Source organism: Streptomyces sp. NBC_00483 (assembly GCF_036013745.1).
Classification (GTDB): domain Bacteria; phylum Actinomycetota; class Actinomycetes; order Streptomycetales; family Streptomycetaceae; genus Streptomyces.
On record NZ_CP107880.1, the window covers coordinates 686,448 to 713,262 of the forward strand.

Genomic DNA, 26,815 nt, shown 5'->3' on the forward strand with positions numbered 1-26,815 from the left:
GCCGCTCACGAGACGGGCGGCGGCAGGTGCACGCAGCGACACGGCCCGGCGGCTCGCTCTCCCACCGCCCCTGTAGGTGACACTGAACCGACCATACGGAGCAGAGAGGTTGGATCATGACTCACGCGGTTGTCGCAGGGCTCGAGAAGATTCGGGGCGACCTGGCCGATCTCTACCGGGACCTGCACGAACACCCGGAGCTGTCGCTTCAGGAGACGCGGTCGGCCGAGCTGCTCGCGGGGCGTCTGCGGGCCGCCGGTGTCGACGAGGTCGTCGAACACGTCGGCACGACCGGCGTGGTCGGGGTGGTGCGCAACGGCGACGGCCCCGTGGTCATGCTGCGCGCCGACTTCGACGCGCTGCCGGTGGAGGAGAAGACCGGGCTGCCCTACGCCAGCGTCGCCCGCGCGGTGGACCGCGAGGGCAAGGACGTGCCGGTGATGCACGCGTGCGGGCACGACATGCACGCGGCCTGTCTGGTCGGGGCGGCGACGCTGCTGGCCGGGACGCGCGACCAGTGGAGCGGCACACTGCTGCTGGTCTTCCAGCCCGCGGAGGAACTCGGGTGCGGCGCCCGCGGCATGGTCGACGACGGGCTGTTCGAGCGCTTTCCAACGCCTGAGGTCGTGCTGGGCCAGCATGTGGGGCCGCTGCCCGCCGGGTTCATCGGTCACGGCAGCGGTCCCGTGATGGCCGCTTCGGACTCCCTCGATGTCACGCTGCACGGTCGCGGCGGGCACGGCTCCCGCCCGGAGGCCGCCATCGACCCGGTCCTGATGGCCGCCCATGTGGTGACCCGGCTGCAAGGTGTCGTCGCCCGCGAGGTGCCTCCGTCCGAGACGGCGGTCGTCACGGTGGGCCGCATGCAGGCCGGCACCAAGGACAACATCATTCCCGACGACGCGGAGCTGGGCATCAACATCCGCTCCACCACGGCGTCCACCCGCGAGCTCCTCCGCTCGGCGACCGAGCGCGTCGTCCGGGCCGAGGCCGCGGCCGGAGGCGCCACGCGCGAACCCGACCTCGTCTGGACCGGGAGCGTTCCCGCCCTCGTCAGCGACCCGGATGCCACCGCCACCACGCTGGCCGCGTTCGCCGGACACTTCGGTGACCAGCGCATCATCCCCATGCCGCCGGTCAACGCCAGCGAGGACGTGGGTGTGTTCGGCGATGCGATCGGAGTGCCGACCGTCTTCTGGTTCTGGGGCGGCCTCGACACCGAGACCGTCGTGGCCGCACTGCGGGACGGCACGCTCGACGACCTGCCGGCCAACCACTCCCCGCACTTCGCCCCCGAGATCGAGCCGACCCTGAGCACCGGCGTGGAGGCGCTCACCGTCGCCGCGCTGACCTGGCTGGGCACCAGGGACGGTCAGTAGTACCCCTTCGACCCGTCGATCAGTTCCCGCACGATGTCCGCGTGGCCTGCGTGCCGACCGGTCTCCTCGATGAGGTGGATGAGCATCCAGCGGAGGTCGATCTTGCCGTCGCCGTACTTGGGGTGGCGGCCGGTGTCGTCGAGGGAGGCCGTGGCCACGATCTCGTTGCTGCGGGCGCACTGGGACTCGTAGTCGACCAGCAGTTGCTGGAGGGGGACACCGTCGGTGCGCCAGTCGTCATCCTCGTCCGACTCGCCGAAGGACGGGTTCACCGACTCGTCGCCGCCGAGGAACAACACCTCCAGCCAGGTGTGTTCGACCCAGCGCATATGGCCGATGAGACCGGCCATCGTCATCGCAGGCGAGGTCGGGACGACGCTGCGGCGCGCGTCCTCCTCGCTCAGTCCTTCGCACTTCCACCGCAGGATCTGCCGCTGGAGGTCCAGCCATCCGATGAGCGCCGTGCGCTCGTCGGCCTGGAACGGAGGACGTTCGAGTGAGGGGGCCATGTCCAGAGACGCTAGCGTGCCCGGTCCTCGGATGTCTGCGGGTTTTCGGCGGGGGCGGGTGAGCACCGCGTGCATGTAACACCTACTGGTCTCTCGGCGCTGTCCCAAAGAGGGGTTCCTCGGCAGTCGGCGGCCGAGGAACCCCTTTCGGCGTCACAGGCTCTGATGCTCCTTCTGCCTCAGCAGGTCCGGCGAACTGTTCGCCGGTGGCGCCCGGTTGGGCTCCGGCTGCGGGGTCTGTGCGGCGCCGGAGTCGATGGCCCAGCGGGCGATCACGAACGACAGCGGCGTGGCCAGTACGCCCGCGGCCAGCGCCGTGAGGTTCTTCTCCGTCCCCAGGGAGTGCACGCCGAGGTAGAGGAGAGCACCGCTGAACACCATGTTCACGAGGCTCGACAAGGGGAAGCGGATGAATCCTTGCCAGGTCGGCCTCGTGCGGCAGGTGACGTAGCTGTTCAGCAGGAACGAGCCGACGACGCTGACCATGAAGCCGATGACGTGCGCGATCAGGTAGGGGATCCAACGGTTGAGCGACACGTACACGGCCATGTACACGGCGGTGTTGACGATCCCGATCAGTCCGAAGACGAGGAACTGCCGCAGGGTGCGCAGTCCGGCCGTTGACCGAACCGGCGTCTTCGGCCGGACGATCGCGTCCACGGTGAGCGAAGGCTCGGTGCCGGGGGCGGGCACTGTACCGACCCGGCGCGGGTTCTCCTCGGTCTCTCGCACCACATAGGGCGGGCGGCGTTTTGTCTCGCTGTAGATCCGGCCGACGTATTCACCGATGACGCCGAGCGTGGCGAGTTGGATTCCACCAAGCGCCACAATGGCGATCAGTAGCGTGGCGAATCCTGGTACGTCCACTCCGCGCCTGATGACATTGGCGGCGATCCAGAGCGCATAGGCGAACGCCGCGAAAGCGAGCCCCAACCCGACGTAGATGACCAGCCGCAGCGGACGACTGTTGAAGGAGATCAGGCCGTCGATCCCGTAGTTGAGGAGGCGCCGGCCGCCCCATTTCGACCGGCCCGCGGCGCGGTTGACATTCTGATAGGTAAAACTGACGGTCTCGAAGCCGATCCAGGAAAAGATTCCTTTCGAGAACCGGTTGGCCTCCGGAAGGGCGAGCACCGCGTCGACAGCGCGCCGCGACAGCAGCCGGAAGTCCCCCTCGCCGTCGACGACATCCACGTCCATGCAGCGCCCCATGGCCTGGTAGTACGCCGAGCTGACGGTCCTTCGCAGCAGTCCCTCGCCGGAGCGGTCCCGGCGGGCGACTACCTGGTCGTAGCCGTGTCGGCGCAGTTCCAACATCCGGTACAGAAGCCCGGGAGGGTGCTGCAGGTCGGCGTCCATCAGGGCCACGGCCGCGCCGCGGGACATGCGCAGGCCCGCGAGCATGGCCGCTTCCTTGCCGAAATTCCGGCTGAAGGACGTATAACGAATGCGCTTGTCCTCGGCGGCCAGGGCGCGGAGTTGGCCACGGGTGCTGTCGCGGCTCCCGTCGTCGACGTAACAGATCTCGAAGGAGCGTCCCGTCCCTTCCAGGACTTCCATCAACGCACAGTGAAATGTGTTGATCACTTCTTCCTCATTGAAGCACGGCACAACAACTGAGATCTGACACGCTTCCATTCGCCACTCCGGCAGGTGTGAGTCCAGCATTTGCGACTACGGCCACCACCATGACGCATCAGGTCAGGACAACGGTAAGAAGGCACGGCCGAACGCGCCGGGACAAACCCCTGCCGCGTTATCTTTCGATCAGGCCGACCGGCGACACTCAAAGAGTAAGGAGGCAGCCTGTGGTGCGTGCACCGGAGAAGGCTGTTGAGGACCAACGCACCGATGTCCCTCCGCAGTCGCGGACGTCGTGGTCGCGGAGGACGTGGTCGCCGAGGGCATGGTCGCGGACGGCCGCACCGCTGGGGCTGCTCTCCCTGCTGCCGCTCGCCGTGTTCGTCTTCGCCGCATGGAACGCACGCCTGGTGCGTACCGGTGGGGACGACTGGTGCTTCCTGCCGGTGGTCCACGACGGCGGACTGGCCGCGATGGTCGGGAAGTTCTACCTCCACGACAACGGACGGATCGTCAACGCCGTGCTGGTGTGGGCGTATGCGCGTTTCGGTGAGACGGGTCAGCAGTGGTTCGCGCCGGTCAGTGGCGTGCTCGTCCTCGCGCTCTTGTGGGCCTTCGTCGGCGCCGTCCTGCACGCTGCACGAGCACGGGTCCCCCGGGGTGTTCCGCTTCTGGTGGCGTCCATGGTGACGGCCCTGTTCCTCTTCGGATCGCCCAACACCTACAAGACGTTCTACTGGCCGGCCGCCTCCGTCTCCCACACCCTGCCTCCGGTGTTCGCCTGCGCGGCTGCCGTCCCGGCGCTGCGGGCGACGTCACGGCGCGGCAGGTTCCTCGCGCTCGGCGCCGTCGTCCTCGCGGGGGTGTCCCTGGGGCTCGTCTCGGAGGAGACGAGCGTCGTCGCCGCGACCGTCCTGGCGTGCGCGCTGCTGATCAGCGGACGCGTCTTCCCCGAAGCACGACGGCGGTTCCTCCGCCTGTGCTGCACGGCCGGCATCGCGAGCATCATGATCGGCACGCTGATCCTCTACACCTCCCCCGGCGCTTCGCGCCGCCGCGAGCGCAAGCACGCGTCGACGATGTTCACCCCCGACTCGCTGCTGGGCGCGCTGCACGGATTCGCCGAGATCGCCGCCACGGTGCTCACGACCTGGTGGTACCTGGGAGCCGTCGTGGTGGGTGTCATCGTCGGGGTGACATCCCCGGGCGTCGTGGGCCGCGTCCCGGCTGCAAGGAAGTATGTGCCGGTCCTGGTCGCGGGTGTCGGCGCGCTGCTCGTCTCCGGCTACGTGTGCACGGTCATCACATACCCCGTGTTCAAGCACCACGTGGTGTCGTCGACCCGCCTGTGGAACGACTACCTGCTGCTCTACCTCCTGCTGCTGGTGTTCGTCGGCGTTCTCGCCGGGCACGCCGCGCAGGACCGGGTGCGGCGGACGACCCCCGTCCTCGCCGCCGGGGGCCTGTTGTACGCCGTCGTCTGCGTCGCCCTGACGGCGTCACTCGCGGGCCTCGCGACCACCATGCAGACGCATGCCCGCGACTGGGACCGGCAGGATCGCTGGATGCGCGGTCAGGCCGCGGCCGGCGCCCAGGTACTGCCGTACAAACGGCTCCCCCAGAGCAGGATGACCGAGCCGTTCCGTCATGGTGGGAAGGCGAAGTGGCCCGCTTCCTGCATTGCCACCTATTACGGCGTCCAACATATCGAGCAGGCTCACAAACTGCCGTGACTCAGCCCGTCCGCCCGGCCTGGGCGAGGAGGCGTCGGGCCCGGTCCAGTACGGGCTTGTCGACCATCTGGCCGTCGATGGTGGTGACGGTGTCACCCGCGGCAAGTACGGATTGCGCCCAGGCCAGTTCGGCTTCGGTGGGCGTGAATCCCGCCTCCACCGCCGGGAGTTGAGCCGGATGGATGCACAACTTGCCCGCGAATCCGAGGCGGCGGCCGTGCGTGACATCGGCGTCGAGGGTGTCCGCGTCCCGTACGGCCGTGGTGACACCGTCGACCGGCGGGCACAGGCCGGCGGCCGCGGCCGCGAGCACCACTTGGGAGCGGGCGTGCGCCAGAGCGAGGTGGTCGTCGTGCGCGACGCCGAGGTCGGCGGCGAGGTCCACATTGCCGAAGGCGAGGCGCACCACGCCCGGCGCCTCGGCCACCTCGTGGGCGCGCAGCACTCCGCGCGCGGTCTCGATGAGGGCGACGAGCGGGCAGCGGCCGGCCGTCCGCGCCGCGATCTCCGAAAGAGCCGCCGGATCCTCGGACTTGGGCACCATCACCGGGCAGCCGTGTTCCGCCACCATGGCCAGATCGGCCTCGGACCAGGGGGTGCCCGGGGCGTTGACGCGCACGACCGGCCGGTGCCCCGCGGCCAGCCAGGCGGCGACATGCGTACGGGCCTCGTCCTTGTCGGCCGGGGCGACCGCGTCCTCCAGGTCGATGATGACGAGATCGGCGCCGGAGGCGTGCGCCTTGGCGTAGCGGTCGGGGCGGTCGCCGGGGACAAAGAGGAAGCTGCGCGCGGCCGCGATCGACTCGCGAGCATCGTGTACCTCGTGTGCATCGGTCATACGAAGGTCACCTCCGCGGAGGCGTGCCGCGCCTCCCGGTGCGTGGCGACGCCCAGTTGGGCGTCCCGGCCGTCCTCCGTCGGTGTCCCGGTGGCCAGCAGGTGTTCCCCGGCGAAGACGGGGCGGTGCAAGCGGTAGGAGAGCGAACCCACCTGTCGGTTAGGCGAGTTGCGGCGCACGAGATCCAGCATCAGCAGCGCGAGCAGCGGTCCGTGCACGACGAGGCCGGGGTATCCCTCGACGTCACGGCAGTACGGGGCGTCGTAGTGGATGCGGTGGGCGTTCGCGGTCAGCGCGCTCACCCGGAACAGCTCGCGCTCGTCGGGCTGTGCCCGAAGCTGCCAGGGGGCCTCGGAGTGCGGGACGGTCGTGCTGTCGACCGTGGTGGGGTGGCCGGCCGCCGCGCTGCGGCCGGAGCGGTAGACGATGTCCTGTTCCTCGACGAGGCAGGTGCGGCCCGCCTGGCGGAACTCGCGGCGTTCGGTGACGAAGAGCAGCTCGCCGCTGCGGCCGCTCTTGGGTGTGACGGAGGCGAGGCTGCAGACACGTTCGGCCGGTTCACCGAGGCGCAGCGGCTCCTCGACGCTCACACGGCCACCCGCGAACATGCGCTGCCGGTCGGGGATCGGCGGCAGGAAACGGGCGTCGCTGAGGTGTCCGTCGGGGCCGAGTTCGCTCTGCGCGGGCCACTCCAGGAAGTACAGCCACTGCCACAGCGGGGGCAGAGCGTCTCCCGCCTTCGCGGCCGGTTCGGGCAGGTCGAGGACGGCCGAGAGGGCGGCGGCCGGGCCCGGGGGCAGGGCGTCCTCGTCGGTCGTCGCGGAGGGCGCCCAGGACTCCACGTAGGAGCCGAGGGTAGGTGTGGAGGCGGCGGGTTCCATGGTGGGGCTTGCCTTCCGTTGAGGGGCGGGTGTCACGCGGGGGTCGTGGCGGAGGGCTCGGCGGGGGCGGCCGCGGTGCCGGGTCCGGTCTCCAGGTGGGAATCGCGGGACGGCTCGCGCACGAGGAGCGTGGCCAGCAGTGTGAGGGCGACGCACCCGGTCACGTACCAGAAGAACACGGTCTCGTGCCCGTTCTGCTTGAGGGCCAGCGCGATCGGCTCGGTCAGTCCGCCGAAGGTGGCGGTGACGAGGGCGTGCGGGAGGCCGACACCCAGGGCGCGCACCTTGGTGGGGAACATCTCGGCCTTGACGATGGCGGCGAGGGCCGAGTATCCGGTGACGAACGCGAGGGCGAGCGTCATCAGGAGGAAGGCGACCCACGGGTTGCTGGTGTGTCCCAGGAAGGTCATCACCGGGACCGTGAGCACCATGCAGCCGATCGAGAAGCCGAACATGACGGGGCGGCGGCCCACCCGGTCGGACAGCGCGCCGACCAGCGGCTGCAGCAGCATGTACACGAAGAGGGCCGCGAAGCCGATGACCGTCACGGTCGACTTGGGGATGCCCGCGGTGTTCACGAGGTACTTCTGCAGATAGGTGGTGTACGTGTAGAAGGCGACGGTGCCGCCGATGGCGAGGCCGAACACGGCGAGCAGCTGGCGCGGGTACTCCTTGAACAGGGCGACGAGCCCCTTGCGTTCGCCGTCGGTGGCGCGTGCCTGCTCCTTCTGGAAGTGCTCGGACTCCTCCATGGTGCGCCGCAGGTACATGACGGTGAGACCGGCCAACGCGCCGACGACGAACGGGATGCGCCAGCCCCAGCTCGCCAGTTGGGCCTCGGTGAGCGCGTTCTGCAGGACGATCGCCACGAGCAGCGCGGAGAGCTGGCCGAGCACGATGGACACGTACTGGAAGCTGGAGTAGAAGCCGCGCCGCCCGGGCGGTGCCACCTCGGAGAGATAGGAGGCGCTGGAGCCGAACTCGCCGCCGACGGACAGGCCTTGGGCCAGGCGCGCCACGACGAGCAGGGCCGGCGCCCACAGGCCGATGACGTCATGTCCCGGGGACAGGGCGATGACGAGTGATCCGGCGCTCATCAGCAGCACGGAGAGGGTCAGCGCGCGCCGTCGGCCGAACCGGTCCGCGTAGGCGCCGAGCAGCCAGCCGCCGAGCGGCCGCATCAGGAAGCCGACCGCGAACACCACGGCCGTGGACAGAAGTTGGGCGGTCTGGCTGCCTTCCGGGAAGAACACCGGCGCGAAGTAGACGCTGAAGGTGGCGTAGGCGAACCAGTCATACCACTCGATGAGGTTGCCCAGACAGCCGCGCACGACGTTCGCGGTGACGCGGGAGGGCGGGCTGGGGGCCGGTGTCTTACTCATCGGTGGCGTCTCCGTACTCAGTGCTCGATACGAGGTGGTCGGGCGGCTCAAAACGCCACTCATCATGAGCGCTGATGCGGGATGCGGAACAATAGAAAATCGTGATGCGCCCATGCGTCGGGAGCATGGGAGTCCGCAGGCGCAGCATCCCCGCGGACCGGCTTACCTCGACGCCCCGTCGAGGAAGTCGAGAACCGCCTCCCCGGCCTCCGTCCGGCACTCCTCGAAGTAGGCATGGCGCGCGCCGGGGAACAGCCGCGTCGTGGCATCGGGGATGCGGGCGGCGACCAGCGGCAGATTGTCCGGCGGGGTGAGCCGGTCCTGGTCGCCGTGAAGGATGAGCGTGGGCGCGGTGATGTGCGGCAGCGCGTCCCATGCGTCGTGCCGGTTGCTGGCGCGCAGGTGGCCGCGGCGGGCGTGCGGCGGCATGTCCGGGTCGCCGAGTGTGCCGTACGGGCCGGGGTGGGCGGCGCGCCAGGCAGGTGTGTACATGAGGTCGGTCAGCGCCTCCTCGGCGGCGCCCGGTTCGGGACTGACCAGCGCGCGGCGCACTTCGGCGGCGCGCTCCACCGCGTGCGGCCCGCCGGGTGAGGTGCAGCCGAGGACGAGCCGCCGGACCCTGTCGGGGTGCCGCGCGGCGACCCATTGCGCGACCCGCCCGCCCATGGAGGTGCCGTACAGGTCGGTGCGCTCGATCCCGAGGGCGTCGAGCACGGCGATCACGTCGTCCGCGAACTGACGGGTGGAGTAACCCTCTTGAGCCTCGGGCTTGTCACTGGCGCCCGTACCCCGGTAGTCGAGCGTGATCGTCCGGTGGGTCGGGTGGAAGTCGTCGCGTACGGCGTCCCACCAGTGGTGGTGGTTGGCCTGTCCGGCGAGGAGGACGAGGGGGTGGCCGGTGCCGCGGGTCTGGTAGGCGATCGTGGTGCCGTCGGCCGCGGGCGCGGTGGCTTCGAGGTGGTGGGTGTCAGGCATGGTTCTCCTGGGGCGCTGTTCGTGGAAGGTGTCGTGATCGTCGGGTGTCACTGCTGGTGTCACTGCTCCCCCGCCGCCCGGTCCTCCGTCTCGGGGAGCCGCGCCGAGGGCCATCTGCCGCTCTCCACGGCGGCGTTGACCTGGCGCACCAGTTCCTGCGCGACGACGTTCACGGCGGGCGGTGTGCGACCGGTGCGGGGCGTGCCCAGCACGATGGAGCGCCACGCGGCGGGCTCGCACAGGGGCGCGGCGCTGAGCTCGCCGGCCGCGACGTCCTCGGCGATGCCCACGCCGGGCAGGATCGTCCAGCCGTGCCCGGCCCGGGCGAGTTGCTTCTGTACGGGCATCGAGTTGGTCTGCGCCGCGACCTCGATGTGGGCGCCCGCGCGGGCCGCCGCCGATTCGATGAGCGCGCGCAGCGCGTGTCCGGACGTCGGCATCACCAGCGGGCGCGCCGCCGCATCGGCGAACGGAACGGGGCGCTCGGCGCGGAGCCCGGCCGCCGGCGGGGCCGCCACCCACAGCCGCTCGCGCACCAGGGGCCGTACGTTCAGGGAGGGCGCCCTGTCGAGGTTGTAGAGCAGCGACAGATCGAGGTCACCGTCGTCGAGCCACTGTTGCAGATGGCCCGAGTACGCGGTCATCACCCGCAGCTGCACGCCCGGGTGGGCCTCGCGCATGGCCGTCACCAGTGGTTCCGCGAGCAGTCCGAGGGTGCTCTCCAGCAGGCCGACGGTCACGATGCCGGACACCTCGCCGGGCGTGGGCCGCACCTCCGCGCGGGCGCGCTCCAGCTCGTGCAGCGCCCGCCGGGCCCGCTCCACGACGGCCGCTCCGGCCTCGGTCGGCCGCATGCCCTGCCGGGTCCGCTCGAAGAGCGGCACGCCCAACTCCTCCTCCAGGGTGCGGATCTGGCGGGTGACGGCGGGCTGCACGAGGTGCAGGACCGTCGCGGCCCGCGTGACGCTGCCGACCTCGGCCACTGTCACCAGCGCCTTGAGCTGTTTGATGTCCATCGCGTCCCGCCCCTCGCCTGCCATCCGCGCCGCGCATGGTGGCATCACGATTTGCTATTTCCCGAGCATTGCCATGAAGACCCATGATGTTAGTCGTCACGGAGCGGCCGCCTGCCGGCCACCCCGTGCACCCCACATGACCACCCCCGCTCCTGGAGGTCACCGCATGACCGGGACGACCGACCGTGCCGCCGCACCGCCGCAGCACCCGCTGTCCGGGATCACCGTCGTCAGCCTCGAACAGGCCGTGGCCGCCCCCTTCGCCACGCGCCAACTCGCCGACCTCGGCGCCCGCGTCATCAAGGTGGAGCGGCCCGACGGCGGCGACTTCGCCCGCCGCTACGACTCCACGGTGCACGGCGAGTCGAGCTATTTCGTCTGGCTGAACCGCGGCAAGGAGTCGCTGACGCTGGACGTGAAGTCGCCGGCCGGGCGCGAGCTCCTCGACGAACTCCTCGCGGACGCCGATGTGTTCGTGCAGAACCTCGGCCCTGGCGCCGCCGCCCGCCTCGGCCTCGACGCGGCCACGCTGGCCGCGAAGTACCCGCGCCTGATCCCGTGCACCGTCTCCGGCTACGGCACCAGCGGGCCCTGGGCCGACCGCAAGGCGTACGACATGCTGGTGCAGTGCCAGACCGGTCTGGTCTCGCTCACCGGCACGGCGCGCGAGGCCGCGCGGGCGGGCGTGTCGATCGCCGACATCGCCGCCGGGATGTACGCCTACACCGGAATCCTCACCGCCCTGTTCACCCGCGCGACCACGGGTGTCGCCCGCGCGGTGGAGGTGTCACTCTTCGAAGCGCTCGCGGAGTGGATGGGCCAGCCCGCCAACTACACCCGCTACGGCGGCACCCAGCCGCCGCGCATCGGCACCCAGCACGCCACCATCGCCCCGTACGGCGCCTACACCGCACGCGACGGCAAGCAGATCCTGATCTCCGTACAGAACGAACGCGAGTGGCGCGCGCTGTGCGAACAGTTCCTCAAGCGGCCCGAGTTGACCGCGGACCCGCGCTTCGCCACCGGCTCCGACCGCGTCGCCCACCGTGACGAGCTGAACGTCCTCATCGCCGAGCGCTTCCAGGAGTGCGAAGGCGCCGACGCCGCCGAGGCGCTCGACACGGCGGGCATCGCGAACGCGGGCGTCAACGACGTCGCCGAGTTCCTCGACCACCCGGTGCTCGCAGGACGCGGGCGCTGGCACGAGGTCGGCACGCCCGGCGGCCCCGTCCAGGCGCTGCGGCCCCCGGCGGATCTGGCCGGAATCGACCCCCGGATGGACCCGGTCCCCGCCCTCGGCGAGCACACCGAACGACTTCTGGCCGAGCGGGGACGCACCGCCGAGCAGATCGCGGACCTGCGCGCAGCGGGCGCGATCTGACACTCCCCTCCCCCGGACACGGCAACACAGCGACACAGCGACACAGCGACACAGCGACAAGACAGCAAGCAGAGGAGAAGGCCCGTGAGCACCCTGGACGCCCTGGACAGCGACGAGCGGTTCGTCGTCGAGACCGTGCACGACTTCGTCGACAAGCAGGTCAAGCCGGTCGCACAGGAGTTGGAGCACGCCAACACCTACCCCGAAGCCCTCATCGAACAGATGAAGGAGATGGGCATCTACGGGCTCGCCGTCCCGGAGGAGTTCGGCGGCACCCCCGTCTCGATGCCCGCCTATGTCCTGATCACCGAGGAGCTCGCGCGCGGCTGGATGAGCCTCGCGGGCGCCATGGGCGGGCACACCGTCGTCGCCAAGCTGCTCACCCTCTACGGGACCGAGGAGCAGAAGGCGGCGTATCTGCCCCGCATGGCGACCGGCGAGATGCGCGCGACGATGGCGCTGACCGAACCGGGCGGCGGCAGCGACCTCCAGGCGATGCGCACCACGGCCCGCCGCCAGGACGACGGCACGTATGTCGTGAGCGGCTCGAAGACGTGGATCACCAACTCCCGCCGCTCCGGCCTCATCGCACTGCTGTGCAAGACCGACCCGGACGCGACGCCCACCCACCGGGGCATCTCGATCCTGCTCGTCGAGCACGGTCCCGGCCTCACCGTCTCCCGCGACCTGCCCAAGCTGGGCTACAAGGGGGTCGAGAGCTGCGAGCTGTCCTTCGACGGGTACGTCGCCGCCGCCGGCAGCGTCCTCGGCGGGGCGGAGGGCAAGGGGTTCGGCCAGATGATGAAGGGCCTGGAGACCGGCCGTCTGCAGGTCGCCTCGCGCGCCCTCGGCGTCGGCCGTGCCGCCCTGGAGGACTCGCTCGCCTACGCGCAGGAGCGGGAGTCGTTCGGCAAGCCGATCTGGCAGCACCAGGCGATCGGCCACTACCTCGCCGACATGGCCACCAAGCTCACCGCGGCCCGCCAGCTGACCCTGCACGCGGCCCGGGAGTACGACGCGGGCCGGCGGGTCGACATGGAGGCGGGGATGGCGAAGCTGTACGCGTCCGAAGCGGCGATGGAGATCGCCCTCAACGCCGTGCGCATTCACGGCGGTTACGGCTACTCCACCGAGTACGACGTCGAACGCTACTTCCGCGACGCGCCGCTGATGATCGTCGGCGAGGGGACGAACGAGATCCAGCGGAACGTGATCGCGGCTCAGCTCGTCAAGCGAGGGGGCCTGGACGCGTGAGCGGCGCCCAGGTGTAGCGGACGCGCACACCATGGTCCCGGAGCCAGCTGGTCTCTCTGTGCCGGAGTTCGTGCGCGGACTCCGGGGCGATGGCGCAGGGCCAGCGGACGAGGACCGAGGTGACATCGCCGGTCTGGACCAGCTGCCGCACCCGCCGCCAGCCCGTGCGCCGGGCCGGGTCGGGCTCGCCGTAGGTGTCGGTGACGACCTCGGCGATCGTCAGTCCGCGCTCCCGGGCGAACGCGCGGCCTTCCGTCTGCGCGCACTCCGTGGCCGTCCCGGACGCCTCCGGGGACCGGTCGGCACATACGTACAGCACGGCGGGTGAAGCTGTTTCGCAGTGCGGGGTCATGGGCGCCTCCTGTGGATGGCTCGAGGAGAATGGATTCCTCGCCGCGCGAGGGTGAAAGGGCGGGGCCGCTCGGCCCCTACCGGTCTCCATGGACTCAGGAGAAGGCCGTCAACTCGGCCCAGACGACCTTGCCTTCGGCCCGCGTCGAGCGTGCGGAGCCCCAACGGTTTGCGAGCTGCTGGACGAGGAACAGACCGCGCCCGCCCTCCTCGCCGGGGCCTGCGCGGTGCTCGGGTGGCTGCACCGGATGGGGGCAGTCGTCGTGAAGTTCGATGCGCAGACTCCGCTCGTCGCCGGTCAGCCTGAGGCCGCACAGGACGTGATCGCTGTCCGTGTGCAGCAGCGCGTTCGTGGTCAGCTCCGAGATCAGCAGCACCGCGTCGCAGCAGGTGTCGCCGGGCACCCCCCAGGATCGGAGCCGCTCGCGCACGGTGTCGCGGGCGGCTCTCGCGCTCGTGCGCAGCGCGGGCAGACCGAACCAGTACTCCCGGCCGGGCGCGGTGGCGACTAAAGCGGGGGACGACGCCGGGGTCAGGGGCGTGGGGAGAGTCACGAATGTCGCCTTCCAGTGCCTTCCGCGGGGCGGGCGCGGTGTGGGGGTGCGGGCTACAGCTCGAGCTGTGAGAGGCGCGGGCCCAGGCAGACGCCCGGCGTTGGCATGCCGACGACGACGGCAGCACCGCGCGCCCCCTCCGGGCCGGATGCTGCGTCAGAGCCGTGCCGTGACCGCTCACAGTGCAACTATGCGCGTGATCGTGCTCACGCTGCAACCGACTCCCTGATAATTTCAGCAAGCGGGGTATCACTCTGGCGTCATCATCAAGTCACTGCAAGAATGGTCTTGTTGATGAAGCTTCAGGGAGGTAGGGCGTGAGTGAGGCCCGTGCTGGCACCAGCGCGCCGACAGTGCTGCGCATGATCCTCGGCCGTCGGCTGCAGGACATGCGCTTGGCTGCCGGTGCTTCGCTGGAGGACGCGGCAAGGGCACTGCGCGTGAAGACCCTGACGATCCGCCGGCTGGAAAAGGCCGAAGTAGCGCTGAAGCCTCTCTATGTGGAGAAGCTCCTGGAGACCTTCGGCGCGGACCGCCAGGAGATAGACGAGTTCGTCGACCTGGCCGAGCAGGCCAACGAGCCGGGCTGGTGGCACTCCTACCGGGACGCCGTCCCCAGCTGGTTCACCGCCTACGTCAGCCTGGAGACCGACGCCAAGACCCTGCGCACCTACGAACCCCAGTACGTCACAGGCCTCTTGCAGACCCCTAACTACGCGCGCGCCGTACTGCGCGGCGGTTTGCCGAACGGCACCGAGGAGGACCTAGAGCGCCGCGTCGCGCTGCGGCTGCGCCGCCAGGGGCTGCTGGAGAAGGAGGACGCGCCCACGTTGTGGGTGGTCATGGAGGAGGCCGTCCTGCACAAGGAGGTGGGCAGCCCCGACGTGATGCGGGAGCAGATCGAGCGCCTCCTGGACGTGTCCGAGCTCGCGCACATCAGCCTGGACATCGTGCCCTTCTCCGCGGGAGCACATGTCGGGGCGTGCGCGCCGTTCACGTACTTCCGGTTCGAAGAACCCGAGCTGCCCGACATCGTGTACAGCGAACTCCTGTCCGCATCCGTCTATTTGGACCAGCGCGCGGACGTGGTCGCCCACCTTGAGGCGCATTCGCGTTTGTCACTGCTGACGTCGTCGGATGACAGCAGGGCGCTCTTGAACCGTATGCGCAAGGAGTACTCAACATGACGGTCGTCGAAGAGGGCGTCTACAACGGGATGCCGGCCCGCAACCTCGGGGAGCAGGGCTGGGAGCGTCCCTGGAGCGGGCCCAACGGTGGTCAGTGCGTCGAGACGAAACTGCTCGCCGACGGCCGTGTGGCCGTACGGCAGTCGACCGACCCGGCAGGACCGGCGCTGATCTACACGCCGGAGGAGATCGCCGCGTTCGTCCGCGGCGTCAAGCAGGGCATGGCCGATCACTTGGCCTCCGGATGAACCGGCGGCCTGCGGGAGGGACGCCGACACCGATACGGTTCCCGGCCTCAGGACCGACAGTCACACCTACGAAGGGGAGCACATGACCACCAGGCAGTCCGGCCGGGACCTCGACACGAGCAAGGCCCACTCGGCCCGGATGTACGACTACTTCCTCGGTGGCAAGGACCACTTCGAGGTCGACAAGGAGGCGGCCATGGTCGCCGCCAAGGCCCACCCCGGCCTGCCTGTCACCGCCCGCGAGAACCGCGCGTTCATGCACCGGGCCACCCGCGTCCTGGCGCAGGAGCACGGCATCCGCCAGTGGCTCGACATCGGCACCGGCATCCCCACCGAGCCCAACCTGCACCAGGTCGCCCAGTCCCTGGTGCCCGAGGCCCGCGTCGTGTACGCCGACAACGACCCGCTCGTCCTCAAGTACGCCGAGCGCCTCATGCGCAGCACGACCCAGGGGCGCACGGCCTACATCGAGGCCAGCGTCACCGACCCCGACTCGCTGATGGACGCCGTGCAGGACGCCGAGGTCCTGGACTTCGACAAGCCCATCGCGCTGTCCCTGAACGCGCTGATGCACTTCGTCACCGACCCGCACGACCCGTACGCCATCGTGCGCCGGCTGCTCGAACCGCTCCCGGCGGGCAGCGCCCTCGCCATGAACCACTGCACGCCCGACTTCGACCCCGAGACGTGGAACGGGGTGGCGGAGGCGTACACCAACTCCGGGACCCCGGTGCAGTTCCGTTCGCACAGCGACGTGCGCCGCTTCTTCGACGGTCTCGACCTGATCGACCCGGGCATCATCTGCTGCCACCGCTGGCGCCGCGACAACCCCGAGGACGGCACGGAGATCGCGGACGCCGAGATCAGCCTGCTGGCGGGCGTGGGCATCAAGCACTGAGCGGGGACGGGCCGGTGCGGACCGGCCCGGCGTGGATCGTACGCGCGGCTCTCAGGCGCGCCGGTTCCTCCGGTACCGGCGTGCCAGCACCAGACCTCCCACCACGACCACGGCACCACCCGCGGCCGCCCCGCCGATGACGAGCGGGGAGGTTCGCTCGCGGGCGTCGATGTCGGTCGGCAGCGCGGCGCTGTCGTTGCCATGGGTGCGGTCGTACTTGCCGATGACGCGGACCGTGCCGCGCGCACCGGGCACGTCGTCGTCGATGCGGAGGCGGACGGTCACGGTGGTGCGCGCGCCCTTGCGGCCGTCGATCTGCTCGAACGCGTCACTGCCCAGGCCGCAGCGCCACGCGCGGGAGCCCTTGGCCGGGCGCTTGCACGCGTTCGTCATGGGGTCGCCGTCCACCGTGTACGGCGTGCCGGTGATCGTGGTGCCCTCGGGCGGGACGATCTCGAAGCGGTCCGGGTTGACGCCGGGCAGCTTGCCCCCGTTGACGTTGCGCGCGCCGATGCGCACCGTCACGGTCTCTCCGACCCTTCCGCGGACGGGTCCCTCGACGACCGGCGCGTAGTCGACCTGCGCGGTGCCGCGCACGATCAGTGAGCCCCAGGCGTTCTTGTTGTCACCGGTCTTGATGTCACTGGTGGGAACGCGTTCGAGCGTCAGCTCCGGGCCGCTCCCCCGGTGCGGATAGACCGCCTTGTCCCGTTCTTCGTAGAGCAGTTGATAGCGGGCGCTCTCCGCGGGCATGTCCGCGTCCAGGTGGCCGGTCATGGGCCGGGCGATCCGCCAGGCGCTGTGCGGCGGCAGTGGTGTGTCGAACTCGCACCAGACGAGTTCGGTCCCGGCCAGCCCCGCGTCCGAGGCGTCGTCCCCGTCCTCGGGATACCAGCAGTTGCGGTACTTCTGGTCCACTGTCAGATGGCGGCCGTAGGCGCTCATGCGCAGCGCGAACCGCTCGACCGGCCAGCGGCTCTCGTTGGCGAGGCCCGGCCGCAGCACGACCGGCTCTCCCGGCTCGACCAGGCCGGGCACCCGCTCCGCCCCGGCCGAGGTCAGATCCGGTGGCCGGATCTCCATCCGCATGTCCGCGCGCACCGTCGCAGCGTTGTCGGCGCGCGCGGTGATGTGCACGGTCCCGCCGTCCCCAGGAGCGGCGCCGTCCTCGCCACGCAGGTAGAACGGGCTGAAGTGCGTCGCGTAACGCAGGGAGCGGGGGTCGAAGCGGCAGCGGAACACATCGTCGCCTCCCGTGCAGCGATGCCCGGGAGTCATCGTGCCGACGTCCTTCAACTCCCGGGCGTCCACGGTGATCTCGACATTGCGGGCCACCCCGCCGTGCGGATGCACGAGCATTCTGGGGGCCTCGAACCGCGCTTCGCCACCCTCATCGGGGTCGTACAGCCCGGACTCCTCGGGCACGTCGAGCGTGAGCCGGACCTGTCCGTCCGGGCCCTCCGCGGCGAGGACCGGCGCCGCCGCCCCGGTCATGGCCAGCAGCGCCCCGGTCACCAGTGCCGCGGCCCGCTCCCCGAAGCGCCGGCCCTGTCCGCGTATCCGCAATGCCACTCCCCCGTGCTCGGTCCTTCACCGGCCCCGTTGACCGTCGGGGCCTCCAATGCACCCTACGAGAGACCTTCCGGGCCACTGCGAGCCGGTCGGTGCGACCGATGACTTTTGGCGCCCCGGACAGTCCCCCCTGCGAACGGCCAAACAGCGCGCAAGCGCCCCACCGTCCGGAGGCCCCATGTCCACCACCGGCAACGCCCTGCCGCCCGTCGTCGACCGCGCCACGTGGGAGAAGGAACTGGCGGCGCTGCGGGTCCGTGAGAAGGCAGCCACGCGGGAGCTCGACGCCATCGCCGCGCAGCGGCGCCGGCTGCCGATGGTCGAGCTGCCCGACTACGTACTGGAGGGCGAGGACGGGCCGGTGCGGCTCGCCGACGTCTTCGGCGAGCAACCGCAGTTGATCGTCTATCACCACATGTGGAACGAGGGCGCGGAGTGGCAGTGCGGCGGCTGCACCGGCTTCACGTCGCAGTTCACGCGGCTCGCGGGGCTCGAGAAGTTCGACGCCCGCTTCGTGATCGTCACGCAGGGGCCGATCGACGAGGCGCTCGCGTACCGGCACAAGGTCGGCAACACGATGACCTGGTACTCCACCGCGAACAGCGAGTTCGGCGCCGACCTCGGCGCGCCGCCGAACGCCGGGTTCGCGGTCAATGTGTTCCTGCGCGACGGCGACACCGTGTATCGCACCTGGCACACCGAAGGCCGCGGTACCGAGCAACTGAGCTATCTGTTCGGCCTGGTCGACCTGCTGCCGTACGGCCGGCAGGAGGAATGGCAGGACTCCCCCGCGGGTTGGCCCAAGTCGCCGACCTACAGCCGGTGGGCGTCACCGCAGGAGATCGCCGCGGCGTACGGCGAGCGCGGCTGAGGTCAGGCGTCCTCGACGCCGAGCACGCGGTGCACGGTCTGCTGGGCTTCGTAGAAGTCGGTGTCGGAGACGTCCGGGTCGTCCTCGGTCTGCTCGAGCCAGTCCGACATGTCGTCGGGCGACCAGCGGTCGAAGTCCTTGGGGATGTCCAGTGTCGTGGTGTTCATGCGCAGCCGGGCGACGGCTGTCGCTTCCTCGACGCTGATCGTGTTCACTTCGGTCATCGCGCCCCTCCCATCGGGTCTTCACGGGATCGGACCGGCGACCTTGCCAGACGCGCCCTGCGAGTGTCCAACCGCGACGTCACGGACAGTGAGGAGCGGTCACCAAGTCCTGGCCCCGAGTGCCCGGTTGACCTCCGGAAACGGTCAGGCGTGACCCTTCGCGGCGCCCCGTACGACGGCATCCCATTGCCTCGGGCGAACCAGTGGTGTCACCATTGGTTCATAAATCGGTTCGAGCCCTCGGGAGCACACGTATGGCACGCACTGCGCGATGGATGGTGGGCGGAACGGCGGTCGCGGCCGCCGGGGCCGGGATGGCCTGGCTGTGGCGGCACCAGGAGGAGGTCGCGTTCCGGCGGCCCGTGAACGAGTGGACGTTCACGCACATGTCGACGGTGCTGCCGGTGGCGGCCGTGCCCGCCGCCGCGCAGGTGCGCCCGCTGCCACCGGGTGACATGCCGACCGGATTCACGTACGAGTTCCGCGGCACGCGCCGCACCCTGGAGGAGCTGCACGCGCGGACGCACACCACGGGGTTCGCCGTCCTGCACCGCGGGCGGCTCGTGCACGAGAGCTATCCGGGCCGGTTCGGCGGGCCCGCTCGCCGCTTCCAGCTCTTCTCCCTCACCAAGTCCGTGACGTCGGTGCTGCTCGGTATCGCCCTGTCGGAGGGCACGGTGGGCTCGCTCGACGACAAGGTGGTGACGTACTGCCCCGAACTGGCCGGGTCGGCCTTCGACGGGCCGACGATCGCGGATCTGCTCGACATGACGAGCGGGGCCGGCGGCGTCGAGGACTACGAGGACCCGCAGGCACCCGTCAACCGTCTGATGCGGGCCGTGACCGGGCGGGGCTCGATACTCGACGTGGTCCGTTCCGTCGACACCGGAGCGGCCCCCGGCACGTTCTTCAACTACTCGACCCTCGATACGCAGGTCCTCGGCTGGGTGGTCGAGGCCGCCACCGGCATGCCGCTTGCGCAGTACGCCTCCGAGCGGCTGTGGAGCAGGATCGGCGCGGAGACGGCCGCGTACTACGGGCTCTCGCGCAGCCGCCCGCGGACCGCCGTCGGCGGCGGATCGTTCAATGCGACGGTGCGGGACATGGCCCGGGTGGGGCTGCTCATGGCGCGCGGCGGGGCCGTCGACGGGGAGCAGGTCGTCCCGGAGGAGTGGATCGAGCGTGGGCGCGGGAGCGGGAAGGAGTTCCTGCGGCCGGGAGCGCTCAGCGAGCTGTACCCCGCGCACTACGGCTACGCGAACCAGTGGTGGACGCTCGGCGGCGAGCACCGCGCCTTCACCGGGCTCGGCATCTACGGGCAGTTCCTGTGGGTGGATCCGGTGGCGGACGTCGTCGTGGTGAAGACGAGCGCCTGGCCCGTGGCCGAGGATCCGGACCGGGACGCCGAGACCGTGGCGGCGCTCTCGGCCCTGGTCACCCACCTCGCCACGGCGGAGTGACGGGGCGGGCCGGTGCATAGGATTGGCGCCATGACAGACCACGGCGGCAGCACGCCGGCGCCGGCCGCCCGAACCGCCCGGCGCGGTCGGCCACCGTCCACCGCCCTCAACCGGGACCGGATCCTGGACGCCGCCCGCGCCCTCCTCGCACGCGAGGGCCCGGACGCCCTCACCCTGCGCCGCCTCGGAGCCGAGCTCGGCTCCAATCACACCGCCGTGCTGCGCCACTTCTCCGGCAAGGAGGAGATCCTCCTCGGGCTCGCCGAGCAGCTGATCGAGGAGGCGGTCACGGGGTACGAGCCGACCGACTCCTGGCGCGAGACCCTGGCCGGCCTCGCCCGTCGCGTACGCGGTGCCTGCCTCACCCACCCGCAGGTCGCCGCCGCCGTGGCCGGCCGGGTCTCCCGCCGCGACGCCGAGTTCCGGGGCGCGGATCTCGTCATCGGCGCGCTGCGGCAGGCCGGTTTCGGCGACCGTGACGCCGCCCGCTACTACCGCGCGCTCGCCGACACCGCCCTCGCCATGGGCGCCCAGGAGGCGGCCGTCGCCGCGCTGGACAGCACGGCCCGGGAGGGCGACCGGCTGGCCTGGCGGCGCGAGTACCTGGCCGTGTCGCCGACCGCCTATCCGCACCTCGCGTCGGTCGCCCCGCATCTGGCCGACGCGGACGAGGACGACCAGTTCGAGACCGTACTCGGGCTGCTGCTCGACGCGGTGGAGATGCGGGCGCCGCAGAAGCCCTGATGAGGCAATGCGGCCCCGCGCCCGCCGAACATCCACGACGATGGGGCGCGGAGACGATGGGGCGCGGGCCATCGTCGCGTCGGGTGAAGGAGACCGGACCGTGTTCGGATTGCTGTCCAAGCTCGCGGAGTTGCTCGCCCAGTTCAGCACGGGCCTCGTCACGCTCCGGCGCACCGCGCAGGACACCGATGTGGCGGCCGCGCTGCTGCGCTGCGCGGTGGAGCTGCAGGATCTGTGCGTACGCGGAGACCGGCTGCTGGCCCTCGCCGACGACCTGCTCGACGGTTCCGAAGGACCGGGTACGGCGCAGGAGTTCGTGCGCCTAGTGAACGTGCAGGCGGAGGCGGTCGGCGCGCTGCGCGGCACCCTCGTCGAGTGTCAGGCGCTGATGGCAACCGTCGACGCGGAGGTCTACGTGCAGCTCGCGCCGCTCCTCGACGCGAAGTCCGGCCTGCTGGCGCGGTGGCAGCACCAGGCCACGATGAGCGCGCTGTCGACGACGACCCTGTTCTTCCTGCCGAGGGCGGCGCTGGACGAGGTCCTCGCCGTCGGCAGGGTCCACGCGGCCCCGGACGGGCTGGCCGACGATCGTACGGACTACCTCCTGGCCGTCGGCGAAGGCATGCGCGCCGCACGCGCCCGCGAGGTGCGCGACCTCAGCCGCGCCGCGGCGACGGGCCACGCTGCCGCCGTCAGGGACGAGTTGGCCGACGCCAAGGACGAACTGGCGCGCGCCGGTGCCCTGTGCCGACAACTCGTGGACTCCGTGCAGGAGGCCGTGGGGCCCGACGCGATGGCGCGACTGCGGCGGCAGTTGGTGCCGAAGCAGGGGGTGGCTAGGCCCGGCCGGACCCCTGCCCAGTAGCCGGCTTGTTCACCTTCTCGTACAGCTCGCGGTCCCGTGGGAAGCCCGCCTTGGCGAAGGCGAGGCTGCCCACGCCCGTGGCCAGGATCCGGATCGCGTCGAGGCCGAGGGCTCCGGCGAGCCGCTCGGTGTTGAACTGCAGGCGCTGGAACAGTCCGCTCCCCCGCGCGTCCGCCGCGATGCGGACCTCGTCCATGGTGATGTCCTTCGTCCGGAAGTCGAACCGGAGTTGCAGCACGGCCCGGTTCTCCCCACCGTCCCGCAGCACCAGGTCGACACTGCCGGCGCCGTCCGGGTAGAGAACGACCTCCGCCTGCGCCCCGGTCAGCCGGTCCAGGAGCAGATCGGTGAACATCGCCGGGGTGATCGGCACCAGCGACTTCCAGATCTCGACGAACTCCTCGTCCAGCCGGCCGACGAGCAGCCTCGGCTCCAACGACCGGAACTCCGCGACCGTGAGAACAGCCACCAACTGCCGTTCAGCTTCCCGGTCTTGGGCGTCCGGTGCCGCGACGGCCGATTCCAGGGTGAGGCCGGACCCGCAGCGCACCAGATGGTCCCAGACCGGGTCCTTCGGGAAGGGCGGCAGACTCCAGTCGTCCGCGCACGCCTCCCAGCCCCGCTGCCACCACGCGACGGCCTTCAGCGAGCGCAGACCGAACCGGAGCGCGCCCGCGATCTCGCAGCGCACCAACAGGCCCCTCGCCGAGACGGTGTCGAGGTTCGCGCCCGGCTCCCCGGCGGCCGTCGCGAAGCGCTCCGCCGCGGCGACGGTCTCGGCATGACTGATCAGCCACGGCGCGTCCGAGATCACCACCGGAATCGGCGACTGGAGCACCCGCACCGGGTCCTCGGGGGCGAACACCACGTCGTCGGCGAGGACGATCAGCGGCCTGACGTCGTCGCCGTCGATCATCACGAACTCGAGCGCCGCGTCACCCATCGGCGTGTGGCTCCTCGTGACGCGCTTGACGTCACAGACGGGCAGGCCGAGCGTCTCGCCGATCGCCGGTATCTCCACGCTCACCCGACCGCCATCCACGGTGGCACGAAGGCCCAGTACCTCGGTGAACGCCGTCGCGATCTCACGGGTCAGCCCGCTCTCGTCCCGCTCACGCCTGGTCGGCAGGGCCTTGAGGGAGTCGAGGTTGGCGCGCACCGTCCCGGTCAGCGCGTGGCCCTCGCCGAGCACGCGCAGGCAGTCGGCGAGGGTGTGCTCGAAGTCCGCGGCGGCACGCTCGGCCCGACCGGACGTCAGGTACGCGGTGGCGAGGTCGTTGCGCGCGGAGAGGGTGCCGGGATCGTCGGCCCCGCTGACCCGTCGCCGCTCCGCCACGGCCAACTCATAGAGCGGCACGGCCTGTTCGGGCCGATCATCTGCGAGCCATCCGGCGAACCAGATGGAGGCGAGGTTCGCGAGCGTGGAAACGGTGACGTGGTCGTCCACCCCCACGACCCGTACCACACCGGCGAGGAGCCTCTCCTGCACTCCGAACGCCTCTACGTAGCTCCGTTCCCGGTAGTACGCGTGGGCCAGTTCTCCGCAGGCGGCGAGCGTACGCGGATGATCCTCGCCCAACGTGCGGACGTTGTCGTCGTACTGCCGCCTCAGACCGTCGATCCCCATGCCACCGATGATCCCTCAACGACCCCCGGGACCGGGAGGAGGCGATGGCAAAGGCGAAAAGGAAGGATGCGAAGGTGGATGCGGACTCCCGGGCCTTCCGTAACTGGGAGCCGCCAGGTGTGCACACCGCATTCGAGGAGGAGACAAGAGTTCATGGGGCCAGTGGAGGCGGCGGTATCTCTCATGGCATTCGGTGCCGTGTTCGGGATCGCGGGCGCCGGGAGCCTGTTCAAGAGGCGATGGCTGCGGCGCAACGGCGCGCGAACGTCAGGCACCGTCGTCCGGTTGGACAGGAGCTCCGGCAGCGACGGGGCGTCCTACCATCCGATCGTGCAGTACCGGGCCGGCGACGGCAGCCTGGTGGAGTCCCGGTCCTCGTTCGGGAAGGGCCGGTCCTCAACGCTGCAACCCGGCACACCGGTCACGGTCTTCTACGATCCGGCCAAGCCGCGGCGGATGGCCATCGACGGCTACGCCACCGGCGGCCAGTTCCTCTTCTCCCTCGTCGGAGCCGTCATCTTCGCGGGCGGCGTATTCATGCTCGGCCGAGGGTGACCTGCTCCGCCCGGCACTGACGCGCGGCACCTCCCTCCCGGCACTGCCGGGGCACATGGGGTTTTATGGATGAATGCCCCGTGGAGTGGTGAATCGCCGTTCCTTCTCCGCCCTGATGGCGGCATGCGCCGCGGGAGGGGTCCTCGGCCCACTCCTCGGCTGCTCCCGGTCCGACGGCCTGGACACCGGGGGCGGCGACAAGATCCACGCCAGCCTGCACACCGGCACTACGGCCTGGTTCACCTTGGCGGCCCGACGGGCCAATCCGCTCGTGGTGACCCGATGAGCCGGGGGAAAATTCCGGTGGCGCGGTGGCGTCGATGGGATACGCCGCCGGGGATTTCGCGCGGCAGGTTCTCTGCCGCCCCGTTCGGCGCGCTCGGCGTCGACACGCATCGCGTGCCCTGCCCGGAAGGAGGCGAGAGACATGGACCGTGCTGAATGCGTTGCGGCCATAGTTGCCTCCGGCCGTGTGCCCTCCCTCCTCTGCGGCGCGCGGTAACTCTTCCCCCCTTCTTGTTTCTTGTCTTCGGCATCTTCCTGAGATGCCGCGTCACGAGATTTCCTGGCCTGCACGGTTCGTCGCCGCTCGGGCCGCGGGGGCGCGCGCCCGAAGACGGGCCCTTCTCCTGCTGGTCACCGTGATCTCGGCACTCTCCGCCTCACGACCGGCCAGAGCGCCGGCGTGAGTTGACACGCAGCTGGTGAGGCAGGTCCCGGGTGCTGTCCGCGGTTCCCGCTGCCCTGTCGCCATGCCGTGTCCCGTGCTGCGTACACCGGACCATCGTCGCCGAGCCCTTGTGATGCCCCAGGTGTGCCGGCGGTACCGCGAGCAGGCTCTCGACTTTGAGAAGCAGGCGGCGGACATGGAGCCGGACCAGGACGGACCTCCGGGGGAAAGGTGGGGCGTACACTCCGAACATGGGTTGCACATACGCGGTGAGGGAGTGCCTTCGAGCGGCACCTCGCGCGCTGTGCGCCGCCGGTCCCGGAGTTCGCTGCCGTGCCCTGCACGGCCACGGCTGACCTGCGCGACGAGGCCCGCTCCTCACCCACCCTCTTTCCCCCCTTCCCGCGTTCCCGTCCTCGGGGCCGCGTTCCTGTCTGCTCAACACCACCCCCGCGACCCCTCGGCGTGCCGTAGGTGTCGCCTTCGGCGGCGGGCCCGGACCATCGGGCCCGCCGCACTCCGAGAGGACCCCTGTGAAGTTGAGCGAGTTGCTGGCCGGGCACGACCATGAAGTTCTCCTCGGCGACTCGGAGACGCGGATCACCGCGGGCACGTGCTTCGATGCCCACCGCGTATCGCCCGGCTCCCTGTTCATCGCGGTGCCGGGCCACGTCGAGGGCGGTCCCGAACTCGTCGGCCCCGCCCTGGCGCGCGGCGCCGTCGCGGTGCTCGTCGACCGGGCGGCGCCCGAACTCCCGGCGGGCGTGCGGGCGTCGGCCGCCGGAGTGTGTGTGGTGCGGGTCCCCGACACCCGTAAGGCGGCCGCGGTGGTCACCTCGCGCTACTACAGCGAACCCGGACGGGACATGGACATGGTGGCCGTCACCGGCACCAACGGGAAGACCTCCGTGTCGTACATGGTCGAGTCCGTGCTCCGGCTCGCCGAGGGCGCACGGGTGGGGGTCATCGGGACGGCCGGCAGCCGGATCGGCGACGAACTGATCCCGATGCCGAGGTCGGTGCTGAGCACCCCGGAGTCACCGGACTTCCAGTACCTGCTCGCCTGCATGCGCGACCGCGAGGTCACCACCGTGGTCCTGGAGGCCACGTCCATGGGCCTGTTGAACCACCGGGTGGACCGCGCGTTCCTCGACGTCGGCATCTTCACCAACCTCACGCAGGACCACCTGGACGACCACGGCACCATGGAGAACTACCGGGACGCCAAGCTGCGCCTGTTCCAGGGGCTGTGCCGGCGCGCGGTGGTCAACGTGGACGACCCGGTGGGAGCCCGGATCCCGGCGATGATGCCCGGCGCTGTCACGACGTACGCGCTCGACACTGAGGCGGACTTCCGGGCCACCGACCTCAGCATGGACGCGCTCGGCACGCGCTTCACCCTCCACCACGCCGGACGCAAGTACCCCGCGGCGATCCCCGTCCCCGGACGCTTCTCGGTGTCCAACGCGCTGGCCGCGGTGGCCGCTTGCCACCTGCTGGGCCACGATCTGAACGGGCTGGCTGCCGCGCTCGACGGGATGCCGCCGGTCCCGGGGCGCTTCGAACGCTTCGAGACGCCCCGCGGCACTTCCGTGATCGTGGACTACGCGCACTCTCCCGACTCCCTGGACAAGGTGCTCACCGCCATCCGCGACTTCGCCACCGGCCGAGTCATCACCGTCTTCGGCTGCGGGGGAGACCGGGACGTCACCAAGCGCGCGCGGATGGGGGAGATAGCCGGAACCCACTCCGACCTGTGCGTCCTCACCTCCGACAATCCGCGCACCGAGGACCCCGAGCGGATCCTGGACCAGATCGCACCCGGACTCAGGGCGACGGGGACCCGGTTCGAGCGGGTCACCGACCGCCGCCGGGCCATCGACTTCGCGCTGTCCGCCGCGGAAAAGGGAGACATCGTCCTGGTCGCGGGCAAGGGCAGCGAGCCGTACCAGACCATCGGCGAACGGCTGCTGCCCTTCAGCGACATGGCGACGGTGCGGGAACTCGCTGCGATGCAGAGCTAGGTCTTTGGACCTCCTCCGGTCGGTCCGCGTCAATCA

Annotated in this window: 26 protein-coding genes; 14 read left to right on the forward strand and 12 right to left on the reverse strand. The window is 70.5% G+C overall.

The features are described 5' to 3' along the window. The first annotated feature begins 116 nt into the window (after positions 1-116). Complete coding sequence (locus OHA73_RS02860) at positions 117-1,379, forward strand: amidohydrolase (protein WP_327654042.1); 1,263 nt, start codon at positions 117-119, stop codon at positions 1,377-1,379. On the opposite strand, the gene OHA73_RS02865 is transcribed toward OHA73_RS02860, so the two are convergent. Continuing rightward, positions 1,373-1,888 (reverse strand): DinB family protein, encoded by a 516-nt coding sequence (locus OHA73_RS02865; protein WP_327654043.1) that lies wholly within the window; start codon positions 1,886-1,888, stop codon positions 1,373-1,375. The two genes, OHA73_RS02860 and OHA73_RS02865, sit on opposite strands and share 7 nt — an antisense overlap. A 153-nt stretch (positions 1,889-2,041) precedes the next feature. Next, on the reverse strand, positions 2,042-3,526 hold the full coding sequence (locus tag OHA73_RS02870) for a glycosyltransferase (protein WP_327658390.1): 1,485 nt from the start codon (positions 3,524-3,526) through the stop codon (positions 2,042-2,044). Between the two features lie 170 nt (positions 3,527-3,696). Between OHA73_RS02870 and OHA73_RS02875 the strand changes: the two genes are divergently transcribed. Next, positions 3,697-5,202 (forward strand): DUF6056 family protein, encoded by a 1,506-nt coding sequence (locus OHA73_RS02875; protein ID WP_327654044.1) that lies wholly within the window; start codon positions 3,697-3,699, stop codon positions 5,200-5,202. Position 5,203: 1 nt separating this feature from the next. On the opposite strand, the gene OHA73_RS02880 is transcribed toward OHA73_RS02875, so the two are convergent. The 5 genes from OHA73_RS02880 to OHA73_RS02900 form a co-directional block, all read right to left on the reverse strand. Next, positions 5,204-6,040 (reverse strand): HpcH/HpaI aldolase/citrate lyase family protein, encoded by an 837-nt coding sequence (locus tag OHA73_RS02880; RefSeq protein ID WP_327654045.1) that lies wholly within the window; start codon positions 6,038-6,040, stop codon positions 5,204-5,206. After that, the gene (locus tag OHA73_RS02885; protein ID WP_327654046.1) at positions 6,037-6,921 is read right to left on the reverse strand and encodes a hypothetical protein; all 885 of its coding nucleotides are present in this window, start codon (positions 6,919-6,921) and stop codon (positions 6,037-6,039) included. Before OHA73_RS02885 ends, OHA73_RS02880 begins: the two co-directional genes overlap by 4 nt. A gap of 32 nt (positions 6,922-6,953) precedes the next feature. After that, positions 6,954-8,303, reverse strand: a complete 1,350-nt coding sequence (locus tag OHA73_RS02890; RefSeq protein WP_327654047.1) for an MFS transporter — start codon at positions 8,301-8,303, stop codon at positions 6,954-6,956. 162 nt (positions 8,304-8,465) lie between these two features. Next, positions 8,466-9,278: an alpha/beta fold hydrolase gene (locus tag OHA73_RS02895; RefSeq protein WP_327654048.1), complete on the reverse strand. Its 813-nt coding sequence runs from the start codon at positions 9,276-9,278 to the stop codon at positions 8,466-8,468. A gap of 59 nt (positions 9,279-9,337) precedes the next feature. Then, positions 9,338-10,339 carry a LysR family transcriptional regulator gene (locus OHA73_RS02900; RefSeq protein WP_327654049.1) on the reverse strand — a complete coding sequence of 334 codons (1,002 nt, stop codon included), beginning with the start codon at positions 10,337-10,339 and terminating at the stop codon, positions 9,338-9,340. 121 nt (positions 10,340-10,460) lie between these two features. On the opposite strand from OHA73_RS02900, the gene OHA73_RS02905 reads away from it, so the two are divergent. Continuing rightward, positions 10,461-11,675 (forward strand): CaiB/BaiF CoA transferase family protein, encoded by a 1,215-nt coding sequence (locus tag OHA73_RS02905; RefSeq protein WP_327654050.1) that lies wholly within the window; start codon positions 10,461-10,463, stop codon positions 11,673-11,675. Between the two features lie 84 nt (positions 11,676-11,759). After that, positions 11,760-12,929, forward strand: coding sequence for an acyl-CoA dehydrogenase family protein (locus tag OHA73_RS02910; protein WP_267072268.1), 1,170 nt, complete (start codon positions 11,760-11,762; stop codon positions 12,927-12,929). On the opposite strand, the gene OHA73_RS02915 is transcribed toward OHA73_RS02910, so the two are convergent. Both OHA73_RS02915 and OHA73_RS02920 read right to left on the reverse strand, forming a co-directional pair. Continuing rightward, positions 12,904-13,281 carry a recombinase family protein gene (locus OHA73_RS02915; protein ID WP_327654051.1) on the reverse strand — a complete coding sequence of 126 codons (378 nt, stop codon included), beginning with the start codon at positions 13,279-13,281 and terminating at the stop codon, positions 12,904-12,906. The two genes, OHA73_RS02910 and OHA73_RS02915, sit on opposite strands and share 26 nt — an antisense overlap. A gap of 94 nt (positions 13,282-13,375) precedes the next feature. Continuing rightward, the gene (locus OHA73_RS02920; protein WP_327658391.1) at positions 13,376-13,753 is read right to left on the reverse strand and encodes an ATP-binding protein; all 378 of its coding nucleotides are present in this window, start codon (positions 13,751-13,753) and stop codon (positions 13,376-13,378) included. Positions 13,754-14,151: 398 nt separating this feature from the next. Here OHA73_RS02920 and OHA73_RS02925 point away from each other — a divergent pair, with 398 nt between their 5' ends. The 3 genes from OHA73_RS02925 (at position 14,152) to OHA73_RS02935 (ending at position 16,167) form a co-directional block, all read left to right on the forward strand. After that, positions 14,152-15,021, forward strand: coding sequence for a helix-turn-helix domain-containing protein (locus tag OHA73_RS02925; RefSeq protein WP_266717690.1), 870 nt, complete (start codon positions 14,152-14,154; stop codon positions 15,019-15,021). Further along, entirely contained in the window at positions 15,018-15,269 is a 252-nt protein-coding gene (locus OHA73_RS02930) for a DUF397 domain-containing protein (protein WP_266717689.1), read from the forward strand. The genes OHA73_RS02925 and OHA73_RS02930 overlap by 4 nt, the downstream gene beginning before the upstream one ends. 82 nt (positions 15,270-15,351) lie before the next feature. Then, positions 15,352-16,167, forward strand: coding sequence for an SAM-dependent methyltransferase (locus OHA73_RS02935; RefSeq protein ID WP_266717687.1), 816 nt, complete (start codon positions 15,352-15,354; stop codon positions 16,165-16,167). A 51-nt stretch (positions 16,168-16,218) separates the two neighbouring features. Here the strand turns inward: OHA73_RS02935 and OHA73_RS02940 are convergent, their stop codons facing one another. Beyond that, positions 16,219-17,733: a hypothetical protein gene (locus OHA73_RS02940; RefSeq protein ID WP_327654052.1), complete on the reverse strand. Its 1,515-nt coding sequence runs from the start codon at positions 17,731-17,733 to the stop codon at positions 16,219-16,221. Positions 17,734-17,917: 184 nt separating this feature from the next. Here OHA73_RS02940 and OHA73_RS02945 point away from each other — a divergent pair, with 184 nt between their 5' ends. Then, positions 17,918-18,610 (forward strand): DUF899 domain-containing protein, encoded by a 693-nt coding sequence (locus tag OHA73_RS02945; RefSeq protein WP_266717683.1) that lies wholly within the window; start codon positions 17,918-17,920, stop codon positions 18,608-18,610. A gap of 2 nt (positions 18,611-18,612) precedes the next feature. Here OHA73_RS02945 and OHA73_RS02950 read toward each other — a convergent pair whose 3' ends face one another. Beyond that, entirely contained in the window at positions 18,613-18,834 is a 222-nt protein-coding gene (locus OHA73_RS02950; RefSeq protein WP_266717681.1) for a hypothetical protein, read from the reverse strand. 254 nt (positions 18,835-19,088) lie between these two features. Here OHA73_RS02950 and OHA73_RS02955 point away from each other — a divergent pair, with 254 nt between their 5' ends. From OHA73_RS02955 to OHA73_RS02965, 3 genes are all read left to right on the forward strand, one after another. After that, entirely contained in the window at positions 19,089-20,294 is a 1,206-nt protein-coding gene (locus OHA73_RS02955) for a serine hydrolase domain-containing protein (protein ID WP_266717679.1), read from the forward strand. A 30-nt stretch (positions 20,295-20,324) separates the two neighbouring features. Continuing rightward, on the forward strand, positions 20,325-21,038 hold the full coding sequence (locus tag OHA73_RS02960) for a TetR/AcrR family transcriptional regulator (protein WP_266717677.1): 714 nt from the start codon (positions 20,325-20,327) through the stop codon (positions 21,036-21,038). 100 nt (positions 21,039-21,138) lie between these two features. Next, positions 21,139-21,903: a hypothetical protein gene (locus OHA73_RS02965; RefSeq protein ID WP_266717675.1), complete on the forward strand. Its 765-nt coding sequence runs from the start codon at positions 21,139-21,141 to the stop codon at positions 21,901-21,903. On the opposite strand, the gene OHA73_RS02970 is transcribed toward OHA73_RS02965, so the two are convergent. After that, on the reverse strand, positions 21,875-23,530 hold the full coding sequence (locus tag OHA73_RS02970; RefSeq protein WP_327654053.1) for a tetratricopeptide repeat protein: 1,656 nt from the start codon (positions 23,528-23,530) through the stop codon (positions 21,875-21,877). The two genes, OHA73_RS02965 and OHA73_RS02970, sit on opposite strands and share 29 nt — an antisense overlap. 183 nt (positions 23,531-23,713) lie before the next feature. On the opposite strand from OHA73_RS02970, the gene OHA73_RS02975 reads away from it, so the two are divergent. The 3 genes from OHA73_RS02975 to OHA73_RS02985 all read left to right on the forward strand — a co-directional run bounded on the left by OHA73_RS02975 (position 23,714) and on the right by OHA73_RS02985 (position 26,779). Further along, positions 23,714-24,085: a DUF3592 domain-containing protein gene (locus tag OHA73_RS02975; protein WP_443063023.1), complete on the forward strand. Its 372-nt coding sequence runs from the start codon at positions 23,714-23,716 to the stop codon at positions 24,083-24,085. Positions 24,086-24,173: 88 nt separating this feature from the next. Further along, entirely contained in the window at positions 24,174-24,371 is a 198-nt protein-coding gene (locus tag OHA73_RS02980) for a hypothetical protein (RefSeq protein WP_267072261.1), read from the forward strand. Between the two features lie 917 nt (positions 24,372-25,288). Continuing rightward, positions 25,289-26,779 (forward strand): UDP-N-acetylmuramoyl-L-alanyl-D-glutamate--2,6-diaminopimelate ligase, encoded by a 1,491-nt coding sequence (locus OHA73_RS02985; RefSeq protein WP_266719154.1) that lies wholly within the window; start codon positions 25,289-25,291, stop codon positions 26,777-26,779. Positions 26,780-26,815 lie beyond the last annotated feature (36 nt).